The organism is Rathayibacter sp. PhB152 (assembly GCF_003751395.1).
In the GTDB taxonomy this organism is placed as follows: domain Bacteria; phylum Actinomycetota; class Actinomycetes; order Actinomycetales; family Microbacteriaceae; genus Rathayibacter; species Rathayibacter festucae.
The window spans coordinates 415,901-434,144 of the sequence record NZ_RJUT01000003.1 but is presented as its reverse complement, the minus strand read 5'-3'; the positions used below and the strand labels follow the sequence as shown (position 1 = coordinate 434,144).

Sequence of the window (18,244 nt, the reverse complement as noted above, 5' to 3'; positions counted from 1 at the left end):
AGGAGGTCGCAAGGATGTCGTTCAACAGTCGCCGCTGGCAGGTGCGCACCATCGTGGCCCGCGTCCAGGCCACCGCCGCCGTCGGCACCGCGGGTCTGGACACGGCCGCCCGCGCCGACCGCAAGCTCGAGATCCTCCGCATCGCGGACGGCGTCGACGCCGGCCAGGTCAGCAACGACGAGGCCGTCGCCGCGTTCGAGCGCCTGGCGGAGGAGCTCCGTCCGCACTCCGAAGGCAGCCTGGGGTCCGCCGGGTGCTGAGCGCTCCGTGACCGCCGACGCCCTGTCCGCTCCGGAGGGCCTCGTCCCGGGCCTCGCCGACGGCGACCACGCCGCGTTCCGCCGGCTCTACGAGCGGACCGTGCGCCGCGTCCGCTCGATCACGGTCGGCATCCTGCAGGATCACGCGCAGGCCGAGGAGGTCGCGCAGGAGACCTACTTCGAGCTCTGGCGCTCCGTCGGCCGGCACGCGGTCCTGGAGGAGCAGCAGCACCTCGTCGCCGTGATCGCACGCCGCCGCGCGATCGACCGGGTCCGCGCCTCTCAGTCCTCCCGCGAGCGCGACCACCGGTACGCGATCCACAGCTACCTCCGCGAGATCGACGAGGCGGAGTCGCACGGCGAGATCGTCGGCGAGTTCAGCCGCGCCGCCGCCGAGATCCGCCGTCTCGCGCCGAAGCACCGCGACCTGCTCTTCCTCGCCTACGTCCGCGGCCTGACCCACGCCGAGATCGCCACCGAGCTCGGCCTGCCGATCGGCACCGTCAAGACCCGCCTCCGCGACACCCTCGCCCGCCTCCGCCGCGAGCTGACGCCCCCGCCCCCCTGACGCGCACTGCACGCCGGCCGAGCAGCCGCGCAGCGCCCCCCTCCATGCCGGTCGAGCAGCCGCGCAGCGCCCCCGCATCCTGGTCGAGTAGCCGCGCAGCGGCGTATCGAGACCCACATCCTCAGCACGGCGGCCCTGCAGCGGCCCCTCCGATGTCGTCATCGTCCGACGCGGACGCAGAACATCAGCCAGGAATCCGTCTCCTCGCCCATCAGCGATGACAAGCGCTTCCAGCCGATGTTCTGCCGCCGCAGCCGCGCACAACATCAGCTGAGAAGGGGGTCCCTCGGCTGACAGAGGAGGCCGGTTGCTCTCAGCTGATGTTGTGCGCAGCACCGTAGCGAGACCCACCCACGCCGAAGCCCCCGCCCTCCGAGAGTGGAGAGCGGGGGCCACGGCGAGACCGTCAGCGCGTCAGAGCGTCTGCGCGAACGGGTCGAAGTCCACCGGCACCGCGGGTACCGGCGCGGACAGCGTGCTGTCGATCGCGACGAACTCGCCGCTCTCGGCCGACTCCTGCGCCGACAGCATGACGTCGAGCACGTGGAAGCCGAGCTCGCCGGTGGCCACGTGCGGGCGGTCCTCGGCGATCGCGCGGACCATGTCGAGCAGTCCGAGGCCGCGGCCGACGACCGTGCCCTTCTGCTCGATCTCGGTCCACTCCTGCTCGCCCCACTGGCCGTCGGCGATCGAGGTGCGGGCCTTCACGTACGCGGTGCGCCCCTCGAACTGGTTCGGGTCCGGGATCACGATCGACCCCTCCGTGCCGTGGATCTCGAAGACGCCGTGGCGCTCGAGCGCGGAGTCGAAGCTGAGCAGGCTCGACGCCTGCGGCCCGGCCGCGAACGAGGTCAGCACCTGCAGCGAGGTGGGCACCTCGACCGGGAACGTCGTCCCCGCGTCGGGGCCGGAGCGGATGACCCGCTCCTCGAGCTTCTTCCGCCCGAGGGCCGCGACCCGCTGGACCGGTCCGAAGAGGCTGACGAGTCCGGTGAAGTAGTACGGCCCCATGTCCAGCAACGGGCCCGCGCCCTCCGCGAAGAGGAAGGCCGGGCTCGGGTGCCACAGGTCCGGTCCGACCGTCTGGAAGACGGTGGACGCGAACATCGGCTCGCCGATCACGCCGTCCGCGATCGCGCGCTTCGCGGTCTGGAAGCCCGGGCCGAGCAGCGTGTCCGGCGCCGAGCCGACGCGCAGCCCCTTGGCGGCGGCGTCCTGCAGCAGCTGCGCGGTGCCGGCGCGGTCCAGGCCCAGCGGCTTCTCGCTCCAGACGTGCTTGCCCGCGGCGATCGCCGCGGCCGAGACCTCGACGTGCGCGGCGGGGATGGTCAGGTTGACGACGACCTGCACGCCGGCGTGCGCGAGGACGTCCTCCGCCGAGCCCCAGGCGGGGACGCCGTGCTTCTCGGCCTGGCTCTTCGCCCGGTCGAGCAGCAGGTCGCCGACGATGAGCACCTGGACGTCCGGGAAGGACGCGAGGTTCTCGAGGTAGGTGTCGCTGATGACGCCGACGCCGATGACGCCGATGCCGATGGGCCCGCTCATGCCGCGTACCCGCCCTTCACGAGGAAGTCGTAGCTCGCCTGGATGTCCGCGAAGACGTCGCCGGGGGCGTTGTCGTACTCGATGACGGCGTACTTGATGGCGCCCTCGCCGGCCTTGAGCGCCTCGACGAGCGGCACGTCGCCCTCGCCCGGGCGGCGCTGGTCGAGGGTGTCCGAGCCGAAGGCCGCCGCACCGGGAGCGAACGGGTTCTCGGCCGGAGCGATGCCGTCCTTGACGTGCACCGCGACCAGGCGCGAGCCCAGCTTCGACACCAGCGCGGGGCCGTCCTGGCCGCCGGTCAGCGCCCAGAACAGGTCCAGCTCGATCTCGACGCGCTCGTCGGTCGTCGCGACGAAGCGCTCGTAGGCGGTCTCGCCGTCGAAGGAGGCGATGAACTCCTGCGCGTGGTTGTGGTAGCCGACCTTCAGGCCGAAGGTCGCGGCGACCTCGGCGGCCTTGTTCAGGCGGTCGGCGATGTCCGCCACGCCGTCCTCGGTCAGCCAGCGCTCGGCCGAGACGAACGGGTCGATGACCGTCTGGATGCCGATCTGCGCGGCCGCCTCGAAGACGACCTCGGGGGCGGGCGTGGGGATGGAGCCGTCCGGCGTCCACAGCTCGTCGGAGAGCAGCGGAGCGTGGCCGGTCGGCGAGGCGAGACCGCTCGCGTCGAGCGCGGCGCGGATCTCGGCGGGGCGGCGGACGAAGTCGAACGCCTCGACGTTCTTCAGTCCGATCGCCGCGAGCTTCTCGAGCGAGCCGTTCGGGTCCTCGGAGAACTCCTTGGCCAGCGTGTAGAGCTGGATGGAGGCCAGGGGCAGAGTCATGATCGATGTCGCTTTCACTGGTGATGGTGGTGCGGGCAGAACTGTCGTCTCCGACCAGCCTGTCCTATGGACGTCTGAGAAAGGCCTATCGGACTTTCTTGATGGGGAGGATGACGAGCGCGCCGACCACCGCGGCCAGTGCGCAGACCGTGAACCACAGCCCGTAGTTGTTGCCGGTCGGGTCGCTGACGTAGACGAGGATGCCGCCGACCAGCGGCGCGAGCGTCTGCGGCAGCGCGTTGGCGATGTTGAAGACGCCGAGGTCCTTGCCGGAGTCGTCGGGGTTCGGCAGCACGTCGACGACGAGCGCGAGGTCGACGCCGACGTAGATGCCGTAGGCGAGTCCGAGGACCGCCTCGAGGACGTAGAAGGCGCCGATGTCCTGCACGAAGATCAGCGCGAAGGTGCCGACCGCGAAGAGCGCGGTCGAGCTCCAGACGAACACCTTGCGGCGCCCGATCCGGTCGGAGAGCCAGCCGGCGAAGTAGCTCGCGCCGACGAGGGTCACCGTGTAGATCAGCACGCTGGTGGTGATCACGGCCGGGATGCTCCCCTCCTCCACGCCGATGTGGTTGAGGAGGTAGAAGAAGCGGAAGGTGGTGAAGCCGAAGCTCGCGAAGATGATCAGGAAGCGCGACCACCAGGCCAGCGCGTAGTCGGGGTTCTTCACCGGGCTGACCCAGAAGGTCTCGGCCCAGTCGCGCAGCGTCGCGCGCGGCGGCGCCTGGGGCAGGCGCTTGTCGGGCAGCACGACCGCGAAGACGACCATGGCGACGATCGCGAGGATCGACGGGGCGACGAACATCACGACCAGCTGTCCGGCGAACGCCTGGGCGACGTAGGTGCCGCCGAGGATGCCGACGTTCTGCGCGATGCCGAGCGCCGCGGTGATCTTCCCGCGCTGGAACTTCGGCACCTGGTCGGCGAGCGTCGCGGTGAAGGGGGCGAGCGTCATGTTCGCGCCGAGCTGGGCGAGCGACCAGCCGACGGTGGCGACGAGCAGGGTGGGGGCGAGCGCCATGATCGCGAAGGCGACCGTCATCAGCACCGTGCCGGTCACGATCCAGATCCGGCGGCGGCCGAAGCGGCTCGTCGTGCGGTCGGAGAGCCGGCCGACGACGACGTTCGCGATCGTGGCGAAGAGGGCGCCGAAGCCGCCGAGCACCGCCGCCGCGCCGGTCGCGCCGTCCTGCGCGATCTCGCCCGACTCGACGAGCGACTGGATCTTCAGGCCGATGCCGACGACCGCCGGCCCGAGCAGGGCGATGAAGAAGATCAGCTGCGCCGCGAGCAGCCAGAAGACGTAGCCCTTCGTCGCAGGCTCGGTCGGCTCGGAGAACGCGTGGTGCCCCCGCACCGTCGCCGTCGCGGTGGTCATGCCCGAGGGCATCCCCGCCGCGGATCCGCTGGACGTCGTCATGATCGTTCCCTCTCGTCATCGAGTGTGCGGAATCGAGCGGTCGCACCCAAAACCTTGCATCGTATGGTTTTGAGTATGCAGGGCCACCCTCCCCGCCGCAACCGTCCACCGCACGAGACCGGAACCCGAGTTGTGCGAGATCCCGCCCCGACGACGCTAGCCCTCCCCCTCGCGCCGCCGCCGCCCCGCACCCGAGCTGGCGCGCGACGTCCCGCGAGCAGCCCCCGGACGTCGGACTGCACGCCCCTCGGCGCCGAACCGCGGATGCCCCGACGGCCGAACGTACGCTCGAAGCATGTCGACCATCAGCGTCACCGACGCGTGCGCGAACTTCTCCGAACTGATCATCCGCTCACGCACCGAGACCGTCGTCATCATGCGCCGAGGACGTCCGGAAGCCGTGCTCATCAGCCCCGAGCAGTACGAGCGGATGAGGGACGCTCTCGAGGACGCAGAAGATGTGGAGGCCTTCGACGCCGCGCTGGCGGAGGAGGGCGACAGCATCCCCTGGTCCGAGGCGGAGGCTGCATCGTGAATGAGCCGTTCAACCAAGAACGGCCCGCCGAAGCGGGCCGTCCTGTTCTGTCTCAACCAGAGTGCGCCCGGAGGGATTCGAACCCCCAACCTTCTGATCCGTAGTCAGATGCTCTATCCGTTGAGCTACGGGCGCAGTCCATCGCGTGGCCTTGGGGGGCGCACGCAACGAGGTACGACTATACACATCGGGGAGCCCCGCCGCGAATCGAGCGGGCGCCCGCCCGGGCCCGCGTACCGTGGCAGTCATGGAGGCCGCCGCGATCGAGCTCGTGCGCTTCGTCGTCTCGCCGCTGCACCGGTTCGAGGGCCGGCCGGCCGACGGCCCGATCCCCTCCGAGGGCAACGAGCAGCCCGAGCGGATCGAGATCCGCGCGGGACTCGGCATCGTCGGCGACCGCTACTTCGCCCAGCGCGCGCATCGCACCGCCGCGGTCACCCTCTTCGCGATCGAGTCGCTCGAGCACGTCGCGGCGGAGCTCGGCCGTGCCGCGTTCGACCCCGCCGACACCCGCCGCAACATCATCGTGCGCGGCGCCGACATCGACGCGCTCGCCGGCCGCACCTTCGCGGTGGAGCAGGGCGGCGAGCGGATCGAGTTCCAGGGCGGCCGCCCGGCCAACCCCTGCGCCTGGATGGACGTCTCGCTCGCGCCCGGCGCCTTCAAGGCGATGCGGCGCCGCGGGGGCGTGCGCTGCGCCCCGCTCACCAACGGCCTCCTCCACATCGGGCCGGCCCGGCTGATCCTCCACCGCTCCGAGGACATGCTGATCTGAGCGGATCGGCCAGCGCCTAGGCTCTCCCCCGACCCGTTCCCGCCAGGCCGCTGCGCCGCGACACCCGAGGAGGCGCCCGTGCCCTACCCCGGCCGCCCCCTGCGCGCCCTCGCCACGAGCGTCCGCCACGGCCTGCGCGACGTCTTCTCCACCACGCGCTCCCGCCGGCGCGACCCGCGTCGCCGCTACAAGAACACCGACGTCTCCGTCCTCCGCGTCCGCCGCGGCGACGTCTACGCCCGGGTCAACACGGTCGGCCACACCGGCGAGCGCACCTTCGTCCTCGTCCCGGGCATCGGCGTCGCCGCCACCTACTTCGAGCGGCTCGCCCCGGCGCTCAACGAGTTCGGCCCCGTGCACGCCCTCGACCTGCCCGGCTTCGGCGGCGTCCCGCACCCGCCGAACGCCCGGCACATGACCATCGGCGACTACGCCGAGCTGGTCGGCGCCGTCATCGACGACCTCGGCCTCGACGACCCGGTCGTCCTCGGCCACTCGATGGGCACGCAGGTCGTCGCCGAGCTCGCCGCCCGCCGCCCCGAGCTCACCACGATCGTCCTGCTCGGCCCGGTGATGAACCCGCACGAGCGCCGCATCCCGATCGCCGCCTGGCGCTTCGCCCAGTCGAGCGTCCGCGAGCCGGTGCAGGTCGCCGTCCTCGCCGCCGCGGCCTACCTGCTCTGCGGCCCGCGCTGGTTCTCGCGGGTGCTGCCCGAGATGATGCAGTACCGGATCGAGGACGTCCTGCCCCGGATCAGCGCCTCCACGCTGGTCATCCGCGGCGAGTTCGACCGCCTCGTCCCGCGGGAGTGGGCCGAGGAGGTCGCCGAGGCGATCCCGCACGCGCGCGCCTGGGAGATCCCGGACGCCTCGCACTCCGTGATGCACGCCCACGCGGAGGAGGTCGCCCGGCTCTGCGTCGAGCACGCCCGCGCCCCGCAGCCCGACCGCGACGAGGCCGAGCTCCGCCGCTTCCCGGACGACGAGGTCGACCGCTCGCAGGAGGACGCCCCGATCGACGACCCGCTGGGCGCCCTCCGCGGCCGGGTGACCGAGCTCGCCGGCATCCTCGTCGACGACGACTCGCTGATCGCGGAGGGCAAGACCCAGCACGCCGAGGCCACCGACCCGGCCGCGCTGCAGGAGTCCGACACCGATGCCGGAGACGGCGACTCCGGGCCCGGCCTGTTCGACACGCCCACCGCACGCTGAGCGCGGAGCCCGCTCAGGACTCCTCGCCCACGATCTCCTCGCGGATGCGACGCAGGTCCTCGGCGAGCGCCCCCAGCAGGATCCAGTGCTCCGGGTGCGGGGTCACGATGACGAGCGGGGCGGTGAGCGCCGGCAGCTCGTCGGTGATCGGCTCCGGCTCCGGCACCGCGACCGAGGACTGCACAAGCAGCCGCAGGTCGTGCGCCGCTCGGTGCAGCTGCACCGCGATGTCCCCGATCGTCGGCTCGCCCACCAGGTCCTGGTCGTAGAGGTCGTGCACCGTGCGGGTCATGCCGCGGACGCGCGTCACGATGCGGGCGAGCCGCGGAGTGACGGAGTCCAGCGCCAGCAGCCGGTCGCGGTGCGCTGAGCGGCGGGGGTTCAGCCGCAGCGACTCCTCGCCCGTGGCGATGGCCTCCTCCGCCTTGGTCTGCATGGTCTGCAGCAGCCGCGCGTTGATCAGCAGCTCGCTGAGCCGCTCGCGGCCGACCTTCGTCTCGAGCACGTCGGCCAGGTCGTCCAGAGCCGCGGCGAGCTGCGCGGTCAGGTCGCCGACGGCCCGCTCGGCCGGCGCCAGCGTGATCGGCGGGACGATCAGCGCGTTGACGACGATGCCGACCGCCGCGCCGATCAGCGTCTCGAGGATGCGGTCGACGGCGTAGTTCGGCGTCACCGAGCCGACCGAGAGCACGAGCATCGCGCTGATCGGGATCTGCACGGCGGAGGCGGGCGTCAGCCGCACCGCCCAGCCCACGGCGATCGCGGCGACGATCGCCCCGAGGACGATCGCGCTGTCGTCGCCGAAGGCGGTCCCGATCAGCGACCCGACGACCACCCCGATGATCACGCCGACGCTGCGCTCGAGCGCCTTCGAGAACGACTGGTTCACGCTCGGCGCGACCACCAGCAGCGCCGCGATGGCGCCGAAGACGGGCAGCGTCCCGGGGAAGATCAGGGCGGCGATGATCCAGGTGACGACGGTCGCCGCCGCCGTCTTGACCAGCTGCAGCACCGGCGGCCGCGTGTCCACGGTGAAGCTGGACGTGAGGCGCATGGCTCCACGGTAGCCGCGGCGTGCGGGCGCGGTCACCGCTCGGGCGCCGCCTCGATGCTCGCGAGCACCGCCCGCAGGCCCCGGGCGGCGTCGTCGCGGAGCGCGTCCGGCACCGCGGCGAGCAGCTCCCGCTCCACCTCGAGCACTTCGGGGAAGGCGGCGTCGACCAGCGCGGTCCCCTCGGCGGTCAGCGCGATCAGCGCGCCGCGCCCGTCCGCCGGGTTCGCGGTCCGCAGCACCAGCCCGCGGCGCTCGAGCGCGTGCAGCCGCTTCGTCACCGCAGGGGCGGAGGCGAGGCCGATCGTCCGCAGCGTCGTCGGCGACTGCGGCGCGGCGAGCCGGCGCAGCGTCGTCAGCACATCGAACTCGCCGCGGGTCAGCTCGAAGACGGCGAGCCGCTCCTCGGTCGCCCGCACGAGCAGGGCGGAGGCGCGGATCAGCCGCCCGGCGACATCGACCGCCGAGGTGTCCAGCTCGGGCCGCAGCCGGCGCCAGCCCGCGCGGATCTCGTCGACGGCGTCCGGAGCCGCGTCGGGGTCCGGATGCGACGAGTCGCTCGACAGAAGATGATTCACGAGTAAAGTATATCTGGTTCACCCGTGAACGACCTCTCCGGCCGCTGCCGCTCGGATCCGCCCGCCGACCCGAGGACTCCGATGCCCGCCACCCCCTCCCTCCGCAGCGCCCTGCCGCACCCCCGCGAGCTCGTCGCCTTCGGCCCGCACGACGGCGCGCACCGCGTCGCCCTGCGCGCCGGGATCTCGATGGCGGTGCCGCTCCTCCTCCTCTGGGTCTTCGGCCGCACCGACCTCGCCCTCTACGCCACCTTCGGCGCCTTCACCGCGCTCTACGGCCGCCGGCACACCCACCGCCCGCGCCTGCTGATGCAGGCCTCGGCCGCCGCCTACCTCGTGGCGATGGTGACGATCGGCACCGCCGTCGCCCTGTCGCCGCAGCGCGACTGGCTGATCATCCCGGTGGTCACCCTCGCCGCCGCCGGCGCCGCCTATCTCAGCGACGCCCTGCACTGGCACCCGCCCGGCCCGCTCTTCCCGGTGTTCGCCGTCACCGCCTGCGCGTCGGTGCCCGTCGAGGCGACGCGGATCCCGGAGGCGTTCGCCCTCGCCGCCGCCTCCGCCGCCTTCTCGCTGCTCATCGGAGTGAGCGGGATCGCCGCCCCGCGCGCCCGGCTGCTGCCCGCGACGCCGTGGCGACCCTCCTTCCGCGCCGCCGCCGTCCGCTCCACGACCCGCGCCGGGATGCTCCGCTTCGGCGCCGTCGTGCTGATCGCCGGCGCGATCCCCACCGCGACCGGCCTCGGCCACCCCTACTGGGCGATGGTCTCCGCTGTCGCGGCGGTCTCGGGCGCCGACGCGACCGCCCGCCTCGTCCGCGCCGGCCACCGGATGCTCGGCACCGTCATCGGCGTCGCGATCGCCGCCGCGCTGCTCGCCCTGCCGCTGTCCCCGCTGGCCACGATCGGTGTCGTCGTGCTGCTGCAGATGCTCGCCGAGCTCGTCGTCGGCCGCAACTACGGCCTGACCCTCGCCCTGATCACCCCGCTCGCGATCCTGATGGTCGAGCTCGCCCACCACACCGACGAGTTCGTCCTCCTGCGCGACCGCGCCCTCGAGACCGCGATCGGCGTCGCCGTGGGCGTGGCCGCCACCCTGCTGACCCACGCGGTCGCCACCCGCACGCCCCGGGGAACTACCGCCACCCGCTGACCGGCCGCTCGCCCGCATCCCGCGTCGCCCCACTCCAGATCTGCTCCAGATCGTGACAGAATCTGGAGCAACGAGAGGTGGGTGCGACGGTGAAGGTCCCCATGCCGCCCCCCGACTGGGCCGCGATCCTGCACGGCGAAGGGCGAGATCGGATCTTCTCGGCGATGGTCGGCGCCGATCTCGACGACAGCGCCTACCTGCCCTGGGACAAGGTCCGCTACCGGACCCCTCCCGCCGGCCTCACCGCCCAGGAATTCTGGGCGGCGCTCAAGCTCCGTCGTCAGTCCGGGCTGCGCACGGTCTCCCTCCTCTCGAAGGACGGCAAGGCCTTCTCTTACACGCTCACCGATCACCTCCTCCGGAGGTGCGAGGAGATCGCGGCCCGCGCGAGCGGCACGATCTCGATGCCCGAGCTCGCCGTCTCCCAGGGCGATCGAGACCGGTACGTCGTCAGCTCCCTCATCGAAGAGGCGATCACCTCCAGTCAGCTGGAGGGCGCCTCCACCTCGCGCCGCGTGGCCAAGGAGATGCTCGTCTCCGGTCGCCGTCCCGTCACGAGGAGCGAGCGCATGATCGTGAACAACTACCGCGCCATGGAGCGCATCCGCGAGGTGACCGAGGAGCGGCTCACCCCGGAGCTCGTCCTCGAGCTGCACCGCATCGTGACCGATGGCACGCTCGACGACCCCGAGGACGCCGGACGCCTCCAGCAGGAGAGCGACGAGCGCGTCCGCATCTTCGGCGACGACGACCAGATCCTGCATGTGCAGCCGCCGGCCGCCGAGCTCGCCGATCGGCTCCAGGCGCTCTGCCGTTTCGCGAACGGCGAGGACGGCGACACGGCCTATCTTCCTGCTCCGCTCCGCTCGATCGTCCTGCACTTCATGGTCGGCTACGACCACTACTTCGCCGACGGCAACGGCCGGACCGCGCGGATCCTCTTCTACTGGAGCATGCTCCGGCAGGGCTACTGGGTGACGGAGTACCTCACCGTCTCCCGGATCCTCAAGAACGCTCCCGCCCGTTACCCAGGCGCTTACCTGCTCACCGAGGACGACGACGGCGATCTCACGTACTTCCTCACCTTCCATGTCGACGTCTGCACGCGAGCGCTCGACGATCTGCAGAGACACCTGCAACGCAAGAGCGCTGAACTTCGGGACATGAGAGCCCTGCTCGATCGCCGTTCGAACGACTTCAATCCTCGGCAGCTCGCCGCATTGGAGTCGGCACTCCGCGATCCGCAGTCGGAGTTCACGGTGCACGGGCACGCCACCACCCATCGCATCTCAGGAGAGACCGCTCGAGTCGATCTCCTCGGCCTCGAGGAAGCGGGGCTGTTCGTGCGCTCCCGACGGAGCAAGAGCTACGTCTGGCGCCCCGCCGGGGACGCGGGGCGCGTGGTCGAGATCGCTGCGGACGAATGATCGCTCGCTCCACCGTTCGATCCGGATCCCGGCGGGTCGGAACCTCGCTCCCTCACCCGGGCACGACGGAACCCCCGGTCGGCTCGCGCTGACCGGGGGTTCCACGGCGGGGGTCGGCGGGCGCCGGACCCGATGGGCCCGCCCGCCCCCGCACGAGGCGCGGAGTCGCGCGGCGGTTTCCCCCCACCGCGCGACCCTCACGCCTCAGCTAGGCGACGAAGCTCCACTTCTGGTGGTTGCCTCCGTTGCAGGACCAGGTCCCGAGCTGACGACCCGCGGTCGTGCTCTCGTCGGGCACGTCGAGGCAGGCGCCGCTCGCGCGGTTGACGATGGTCTGACCGCTCACCTGCCACTGCGTCGTCTGTCCGGAGGTGCAGGGCGCCTGCACCAGCGCGCCGCCGGAGCCCGAGGACCCGGACTGCGCGAGGCAGAGCCCGCTGTGCTGCGTCTGGAACTGCAGGTAGCCGGCGGCCGACGCCCGGGCGAACACGGCGTTCGACCCGTTGCCGCAGGTCCACTGGACCACCTTCGAGCCGGTCGCGGTCGAGTCGTCCGCGACGTTCACGCACAGTCCGCTCGACGCCGACTTGATCGTCGATCGCGGCAGCGCCGGGGCGGCGTTCACCGTTCCCGCCGCGGTGTCGATGACGACCCCGTCCACTTCCGGCATGGCGACCGAGGTGTTCGACGGGAACTGCAGCGGCTGCCAGACGTAGCTGGAGTCGTTGACCGCTCCGTTGTTGGCGCCCGCCCAGCGGTCGCCCATGTAGAGGTAGGACGTGCCGGCGCTGCCGCTGATGGTCGCGACGTAGGTCGGCTGCGAGCGGTTGCCGGTCGGCCCGCCGAAGTCGGTCGGCGTCGACCACGGCCCGGTGATCTTCGTGGCCGTGGAGTACTTATTCTGGTTCGGGCTCCACCCGGTGGTCCCGGACGAGAGCGCGAAGTAGACGCCGTTGCGCTTGAAGATCGTCGGCGCCTCACGGGACTGGTTCTCCCAGTGCAGCCCCTGGAACGACTCGACGTTCGTGTACGACGCGTTGAGCTTGAAGATCGCCGTCGACGCGTTCGTGGTGGGGATGGCCGTCGACGAGAAGAGGTACGCCGAGCCGTCGTCGTCCTGGTACACCGTCATGTCGCGCGACTCGTAGCCCTGCGGCCGGAAGCTGCCCTGGTAGGAGTAGGAGCCGTCGATCGTGCTCGAGGTCGCGACCGCGACCCGGCCCTCCCAGTAGTTCTGCCCGTTCTCCCAGTGCATCCAGAGCACGTACTTCTGTGTCGCCGCGTTGTAGACGAGCTTCGGCCGCTCGATCGTGGAGACGTTCAGCTCCGGCGCCGAGTTCTTGGTGAGGATGTCGCCGCGGAACTCCCAGTTCTTGAAGTCGGTGGAGCGGTAGAGCGGAACCGAGATGAAGCGGTTGTCCGCGTCGGTGCTCTGACCGACCCAGTAGTAGTACTGCCCGACCTTGAGCAGCCCCGCGCCGTGCCCGTGGATCGGCTGGCCCTGGGTGGTGAGGAACTGCGTGCCGTTCGTGACTGTCTGCGGCGCCGCCGTCGCGGGCGCCAGGCCCGAGACCGCGACCAGCGCCGCCGTGGCGAGCGCCATGAGCGCCAGCCGGATCCGTCCTCGTCGTTTCGCCATTGAAACTCTCCTTCTAGTTGAGGGTCATCGAGGGGACGACCCACGTGGTGGTCGACATCGCGGGAGCGGATGCCGTGAACCGGTTGCCGGCGAGCGCGGCGGAGGGCAGCGCCGCGAGGTCCTGGGAGCCACTGGTGCGCACCCCCGAGGCGGTCGCGGTGGCGGGAGCGAAGCGGCTGAGGTCGTAGGTGACCGTCGCCGGCGTCGAGGTGTTGTTGACCGTGACCAGCACGACGCGCCGGCCGGCCTCGTCGTGGAAGGCGACGGTGTCGTTGTCGCTCACGCCGATCACCCGGTAGCCTCGGCGGATGTAGCGGCTCCACTGCGCCATCGCCCAGAACTTCTTGTTCCGGGTGTAGCTCGACAGGTCGGCCGAGGCGTTGTTGAGGTCGGTGTCGAGCATCCCCCAGCCGCCGGAGTCGACCGCCTGCCAGTAGGCGAACGCGCTCGCGCCGAGCCACTTCACGTCCCAGAGGATGTTCTGCGAGAGGGTCATGCCGCTCGCGTCGCCGTTGCCGTGCTCGGAGTCCCAGATCCGCCCGCCGCGCGCGGCCGTCGTGAAGCCGGTCCGGTCCGAGCCCTCGTAGCTGTGCACGTTGTACTGGCCGACGAGCCCGCGGGTCTGCGCGGACCAGCTGTTCACCGTGTCGCGGCCGACGTCGATGCTCGTCTCGTCCGACGCCGCGATCCGCGTCGGGGACCCCTGCCGCGCGAGCTCGTCCGCCAGGGCCTTCAGCATCGTCGCCTGGTTGGCCGGGAGCATCCGGTTGCCCTCCTGGCGGTTGCCGAAGCTCCAGTAGGCGGCGCTCGGCTCGTTCACCGGCGACAGCGTGCGGAAGGGCACACCCCAGGTCGTGCGGAAGCGCTCGTTGACCGTCACGAGGTACCGGGCGAAGGCCTCGTAGCTGTCGGTGCGCAGGTTCTCGGCGGCGTTCCTGCCGCCGGTGACACTGCCCGAGATCGTCATCCACCAGGGTGGCGAGTTCGCGAACGACTCGGCGAGGAACTCACTCGCCGGGATCCGCGACTTGGCGGCCTGGAGGAACCAGCGCTGGTTCGGGTCCGCCGACCAGTCGTAGGTCGCCGTGGCGGAGGCGAGATAGCCGGGGATGCGGGCGCGCAGGTCCATGTGCCCGGGGTAGGCCGGGTTCTCGCCGCCGCCGATGTTGTAGCGGACGATGTTCAGCCCGAGACCCTTGTCGCGGTCGAAGAGCAGATCGGCGTAGGTGTCGCGCACCGCCTGCGTGCCGCCGATGCGGTGCGCGAACCAGCAGAGCGCCGTGCCGAAGCCCTCCCACACGGGTCCGCGCTGCCCGGGGTCGACGACCGCGGTGCCGGTGGCGGCGTGCGCGGGTGCCGCGCCCGACCCGGCGACCGCCGTGACCGCGCCCGTGAGCGCCGCCGTGCCCGCGAGGGCGAGAAGCCCTCTCCTGTCCATCTTCATGGGTACCTCCTTGTACCTGTGGTGCTCGTGCCGCGGCGCCTGATCGGCATCTCCCCCGCACGGATGTCCACGTCAACATCAGTCCGGCGAACGTAGCATGGCAGCGCAACCATCTCCAGCACGATGCGCGCCACCACCGGCAGAAGCCTCGGACGGGGGTCACCCACATCTCCGCGTGAGGGTCGTCGCCCCGAGTGCCAGGAGCGACGCACCCGGGAACGACAGAACCCCCGGTCGGCTCTCGCTGACTCGGGGGTTCTGACTGGCGGTACCGATCGGGCTCGCCGCGGTGCATGTCGGCTCAGGTCGCCTGACTAGTCGACCTCGCTACCCCTCACCGCTGAGACGACGAGCGCACCAGAGCTGATCACCGCAGGGACGAAGCCGAGCAATGACTCCGCTGGGAAGCCCTGCACGATGAGCACGACACCGGCCGCGAGGCCTCCGACAGCGAGGAGCTGCGACCCGATCGCTCCGACGATCACACCGACGGATTCCGCCCTCGTGAGCCGAGTCAGCGCTCCCGCGCGAGCATGTTCATTCGCGACATGCGCATCGACGATCTTCTCGGCACTGCCCGGGACGACGCGCTCGTATCCCTCGATCATCGCGACCGGAGGGAGAGGACCTCGAAACGATCGGCTTCGAGCGATCGCCTCTACCGTGCCGGAGCGCTCAGATTCTTCTTCGATTTCGGCGTCGAGCGTTCCATGGATGAGACCTCGGTCGGCGTCGGGTGACCAAGCACCTTCTTCATCTCGCCCAGGCGCCGTCTGTCGCCCGTCATTCCCACGAATGCTCCATGGGCCAGGCCCCTCATCGCTGCTCGAGCTGTCGGTGTCATCTGGCAGACCTACGTCCTCCGCCGGGCGAGAAGGAGCTCTCGCCATGTCATCGACCGAGAGCCTAGGCAGCTTCTGCACCGGGGGTACGAGAGGCGCGTTTCCTCTGTCGCTCCACGTGACCGGCCCCGTCCTCGAGAGCTCGACAGCTGTCACCATCCGCCTCCGCCGACGGTGTCGCGCGGTCCAGGAACGACAGAACCCCCGGTCGCTCTCGCTGACTCGGGGGTTCTGACTGGCGGTACCGGTGGGATTTGAACCCACGGTGGACGCAAGCCCACACATGTTTTCGAGACATGCTCCTTCGGCCGCTCGGACACGGTACCGAGGACGAGTGTACGCGAGGCTCCGGAATCCCGCCAATCGGCGCGGGAACCGCGGCCGAGCGCGGGCGTGCGGCCGTCGCCGAGGCGTCAGGCGGGCTCGGGCAGGAGGAAGGCGAGCACCCGGTCCCACTCGGAGACGGCGAGCAGATGGCCTCGGCCGGGCACGACCTCGAGGCGCGAATCCGGCAGGCGGGCGGCGTACCACTCGCCGTGCTGGCGGCCGACGGTCGCGTCCTCGCCGCCGTAGAGGAGGAGCGCCGGGGCGTCGACGGTCTCGACCGCGAAGCCCCACTCCTGGAGGGTGTAGCCGACGATGTCCGCGGCCTGGCCGAGGTTGCCCTGGGCGACGGCCCGCTCGAGCATCGCCAGGAGCCGCTCGCGGACGCCGGGCGCCTCGAGCACGTCCTCGTCGGCGGCGTCCCCTCCGAGCACGCCGAGAAGCGACTCGGGGGTGGGCGACGGCCCGAACGCGCTGTCGAGAGCGGCGGCGAGGGAGCGGACGGCCTCGTCCACCGGCAGCTCGCGCAGCTGCTCGAGCATCGCCCGGTTCTGCTCGCCGACCCACGGCACGGCGTCGTCGGGCGCGGGAGTGCCGAGGACGGCGACGCGCCCGACCAGGCCCGGGTAGTTGGCCGAGAGGGCGAGGGCGACGCGGCCGCCCGCCGACCAGCCGGCCGCGGTGACCGAGGCGATGCCCGCGGTGGCCAGGTACTCGGCGATGTCGGCGGCGGCCTGCTCCGGGCTCGCCCCGGCACCGGCGCCGGCGGGATCGACGTCGGTCAGCAACTCCGAGGCACCGTAGCCGGGGCGGTCGAACGAGAGCAGCCGCACGCCGTGTCGGGCGGTGGCCGCGGGGTCGGGGTCGAGACCGGCGGCGCCGGGTGCGGGGTGCGCGAGCACGACGACGTGCTCGGCGTCCTCCGGGCCGACCCAGGCGACTCCGAGCGCGCGGCCGGACTTGAGCGTGTGCACCGTCGAGGTCATGGGCTCAGTCTCCCGCAGACGACCGACACCGCCCGCGCGCCGCTCTGGTGCCGCCAGGACTCCTCCCCCACCGGGACGTCCGCCCGGCTGTCCACCGATCGGGCGCGGCGCGTCCGGGTGTCGGCGGTGCCCGCTAGTGTCGAAGACACGTTCGAAGGAACGCTCCGATGTCGGAGGCCGGCCGTAGCGTCGCCGGTGCTCCCTCGCTCCACCACTGCCCTGCACTCCACCACTGCCCTGCACTCCACCACTGCCCCGCACTCCCCCGGCCCGGAAGGACCCCATGGCCTCCTCGAAGACGCGCACCGCCGCCTACCGCTGCTCCGAGTGCGGCTGGACGACCGCGAAGTGGGTCGGCCGCTGCGGCGAGTGCCAGCAGTGGGGCTCCGTGATCGAGAGCACCGAGCGGACCGGTCTCGTCCGGGCGGTCGCGGCCGTCGCCCCCACTGCGGCGCGGCTCGCCAAGCCGATCACGCAGATCGAGACCACCTCCGCCGCCCATCGGCCCACCGGCGTGGGCGAGCTCGACCGGGTGCTCGGCGGCGGCATCGTCAACGGCGCCGTCGTCCTCCTCTCCGGCGAGCCCGGCGTCGGCAAGTCGACGCTGCTGCTCGAGGTCGCCTCCCGCGCCGCCGCCGAGGGCCAGCGCGTGCTTTACGTCAGCGCGGAGGAGTCCGCCGCCCAGGTGCGGATGCGCGCCGAGCGCACCGGCGCCATGCACGACAGCCTCTTCCTCGCGGCCGAGACCGACCTCGCCACCGTCCTCGGCCAGATCGACGAGGTCCGCCCGGACCTCCTGATCGTCGACTCCGTGCAGACCGTGGCGAGCGACACGGTGGACGGCCTGCCCGGCGGGCCGAGCCAGGTCCGCGAGGTCGCCGCGACGCTGATCCGCGTCTGCAAGGAGCGCGCGCTGCCCCTCGTCCTCGTCGGCCACGTCACCAAGGACGGCTCGATCGCCGGCCCGCGCCTGCTCGAGCACCTCGTCGACGTCGTCTGCCACTTCGAGGGCGACCGCCAGACGGCGCTGCGCTTCGTCCGCTCCCTCAAGAACCGCTTCGGCCCGACCGACGAGGTCGGCTGCTTCGAGATGACCGCCGAGGGCATCGCCGAGATCCCCGACCCCAGCGGCCTCTTCCTCAGCCGCACCCGCTTCCCCACCCCGGGCATCTGCGTCACCGTCGCGATGGAGGGGCGCCGCGCCCTGCCCGTCGAGATCCAGGCCCTCGTCATCGCGAACGACGGCGACCACCCGCGCCGGGTGACCAACGGCGTGGACGCCTCCCGCGTCGCGATGATCCTCGCGGTGCTCGAGCGCCAGGCCGGCATCCCGCTCCGCCGCTGCGACGTCTACGTCTCGACCGTGGGCGGCGTGAAGCTGATGGAGCCGGCCGCCGACCTCGCCATCGCCGTCGCGATCGCCTCGGCCCACGCCTACACGCCGCTGCGCCCCGGCATCGCGGCCTTCGGCGAGATCAGCCTCTCCGGCGACATCCGTCCGGCGTCCGGCGCGAAGCAGCGCGCCAACGAGGCCACCCGGCTCGGCCACCCCTCCCACCTGGACTCGAGCGCCTTCACCCTCTCGAGCGCGATCACCCACGCCCTGGTGCCGGTGCCCGCCCGCATCCCCGTCGGCTGACGGCCCTCCCGCCGGACCGCCGC

Annotated in this window: 17 protein-coding genes and 2 tRNA genes; 9 read left to right on the top strand and 10 right to left on the bottom strand. The window is 71.7% G+C overall.

The window, feature by feature from the left end; translation table 11 throughout:
* The first annotated feature begins 14 nt into the window (after positions 1-14).
* On the top strand, positions 15-260 hold the full coding sequence (locus EDF36_RS08875; RefSeq protein WP_123732710.1) for a hypothetical protein: 246 nt from the start codon (positions 15-17) through the stop codon (positions 258-260).
* A gap of 7 nt (positions 261-267) precedes the next feature.
* Positions 268-828, top strand: a complete 561-nt coding sequence (locus EDF36_RS08870) for a sigma-70 family RNA polymerase sigma factor (protein ID WP_123732709.1) — start codon at positions 268-270, stop codon at positions 826-828.
* 414 nt (positions 829-1,242) lie between these two features.
* On the opposite strand, the gene EDF36_RS08865 is transcribed toward EDF36_RS08870, so the two are convergent.
* From EDF36_RS08865 to EDF36_RS08855, 3 genes are all read right to left on the bottom strand, one after another.
* On the bottom strand, positions 1,243-2,373 hold the full coding sequence (locus EDF36_RS08865; RefSeq protein ID WP_123732708.1) for a Gfo/Idh/MocA family protein: 1,131 nt from the start codon (positions 2,371-2,373) through the stop codon (positions 1,243-1,245).
* Entirely contained in the window at positions 2,370-3,197 is an 828-nt protein-coding gene (locus tag EDF36_RS08860; protein ID WP_123705500.1) for a sugar phosphate isomerase/epimerase, read from the bottom strand. The genes EDF36_RS08865 and EDF36_RS08860 overlap by 4 nt, the downstream gene beginning before the upstream one ends.
* A gap of 85 nt (positions 3,198-3,282) precedes the next feature.
* Positions 3,283-4,617: an MFS transporter gene (locus EDF36_RS08855; protein WP_208110589.1), complete on the bottom strand. Its 1,335-nt coding sequence runs from the start codon at positions 4,615-4,617 to the stop codon at positions 3,283-3,285.
* A 295-nt stretch (positions 4,618-4,912) separates the two neighbouring features.
* Between EDF36_RS08855 and EDF36_RS08850 the strand changes: the two genes are divergently transcribed.
* On the top strand, positions 4,913-5,152 hold the full coding sequence (locus EDF36_RS08850; RefSeq protein WP_123705501.1) for a type II toxin-antitoxin system Phd/YefM family antitoxin: 240 nt from the start codon (positions 4,913-4,915) through the stop codon (positions 5,150-5,152).
* Positions 5,153-5,214: 62 nt separating this feature from the next.
* Here EDF36_RS08850 and EDF36_RS08845 read toward each other — a convergent pair.
* Positions 5,215-5,287, bottom strand: a tRNA-Arg gene (locus EDF36_RS08845).
* 112 nt (positions 5,288-5,399) lie between these two features.
* On the opposite strand from EDF36_RS08845, the gene EDF36_RS08840 reads away from it, so the two are divergent.
* Positions 5,400-5,927, top strand: coding sequence for an MOSC domain-containing protein (locus EDF36_RS08840; RefSeq protein ID WP_123446774.1), 528 nt, complete (start codon positions 5,400-5,402; stop codon positions 5,925-5,927).
* Between the two features lie 78 nt (positions 5,928-6,005).
* Positions 6,006-7,139, top strand: coding sequence for an alpha/beta fold hydrolase (locus tag EDF36_RS08835; RefSeq protein ID WP_123732707.1), 1,134 nt, complete (start codon positions 6,006-6,008; stop codon positions 7,137-7,139).
* A gap of 13 nt (positions 7,140-7,152) precedes the next feature.
* Here EDF36_RS08835 and EDF36_RS08830 read toward each other — a convergent pair whose 3' ends face one another.
* Both EDF36_RS08830 and EDF36_RS08825 read right to left on the bottom strand, forming a co-directional pair.
* Positions 7,153-8,193, bottom strand: a complete 1,041-nt coding sequence (locus EDF36_RS08830; protein ID WP_123732706.1) for an aromatic acid exporter family protein — start codon at positions 8,191-8,193, stop codon at positions 7,153-7,155.
* A 32-nt stretch (positions 8,194-8,225) separates the two neighbouring features.
* Complete coding sequence (locus tag EDF36_RS08825; RefSeq protein ID WP_123732705.1) at positions 8,226-8,768, bottom strand: MarR family winged helix-turn-helix transcriptional regulator; 543 nt, start codon at positions 8,766-8,768, stop codon at positions 8,226-8,228.
* 81 nt (positions 8,769-8,849) lie between these two features.
* Here EDF36_RS08825 and EDF36_RS08820 point away from each other — a divergent pair, with 81 nt between their 5' ends.
* Positions 8,850-9,920, top strand: coding sequence for an FUSC family protein (locus EDF36_RS08820; protein WP_148060003.1), 1,071 nt, complete (start codon positions 8,850-8,852; stop codon positions 9,918-9,920).
* Positions 9,921-10,021: 101 nt separating this feature from the next.
* Entirely contained in the window at positions 10,022-11,347 is a 1,326-nt protein-coding gene (locus EDF36_RS08815) for a Fic family protein (RefSeq protein WP_260300637.1), read from the top strand.
* A gap of 208 nt (positions 11,348-11,555) precedes the next feature.
* On the opposite strand, the gene EDF36_RS08810 is transcribed toward EDF36_RS08815, so the two are convergent.
* Positions 11,556-12,986 carry an RICIN domain-containing protein gene (locus EDF36_RS08810; protein ID WP_221181627.1) on the bottom strand — a complete coding sequence of 477 codons (1,431 nt, stop codon included), beginning with the start codon at positions 12,984-12,986 and terminating at the stop codon, positions 11,556-11,558.
* A 13-nt stretch (positions 12,987-12,999) separates the two neighbouring features.
* Positions 13,000-14,430: a glycoside hydrolase gene (locus EDF36_RS08805; RefSeq protein WP_123732702.1), complete on the bottom strand. Its 1,431-nt coding sequence runs from the start codon at positions 14,428-14,430 to the stop codon at positions 13,000-13,002.
* 548 nt (positions 14,431-14,978) lie between these two features.
* Between EDF36_RS08805 and EDF36_RS08800 the strand changes: the two genes are divergently transcribed.
* A complete protein-coding gene (locus EDF36_RS08800) occupies positions 14,979-15,170 on the top strand; it encodes a hypothetical protein (protein WP_148060002.1) in 192 nt (63 codons plus the stop codon).
* Between the two features lie 338 nt (positions 15,171-15,508).
* Here the strand turns inward: EDF36_RS08800 and EDF36_RS08795 are convergent.
* Both EDF36_RS08795 and EDF36_RS08790 read right to left on the bottom strand, forming a co-directional pair.
* Positions 15,509-15,598, bottom strand: a tRNA-Ser gene (locus EDF36_RS08795).
* 87 nt (positions 15,599-15,685) lie between these two features.
* A complete protein-coding gene (locus EDF36_RS08790) occupies positions 15,686-16,582 on the bottom strand; it encodes an alpha/beta fold hydrolase (RefSeq protein WP_123732700.1) in 897 nt (298 codons plus the stop codon).
* A gap of 283 nt (positions 16,583-16,865) precedes the next feature.
* On the opposite strand from EDF36_RS08790, the gene radA reads away from it, so the two are divergent.
* On the top strand, positions 16,866-18,221 hold the full coding sequence (gene radA / locus EDF36_RS08785) for a DNA repair protein RadA (RefSeq protein ID WP_123705510.1): 1,356 nt from the start codon (positions 16,866-16,868) through the stop codon (positions 18,219-18,221).
* Positions 18,222-18,244: the final 23 nt, after the last annotated feature.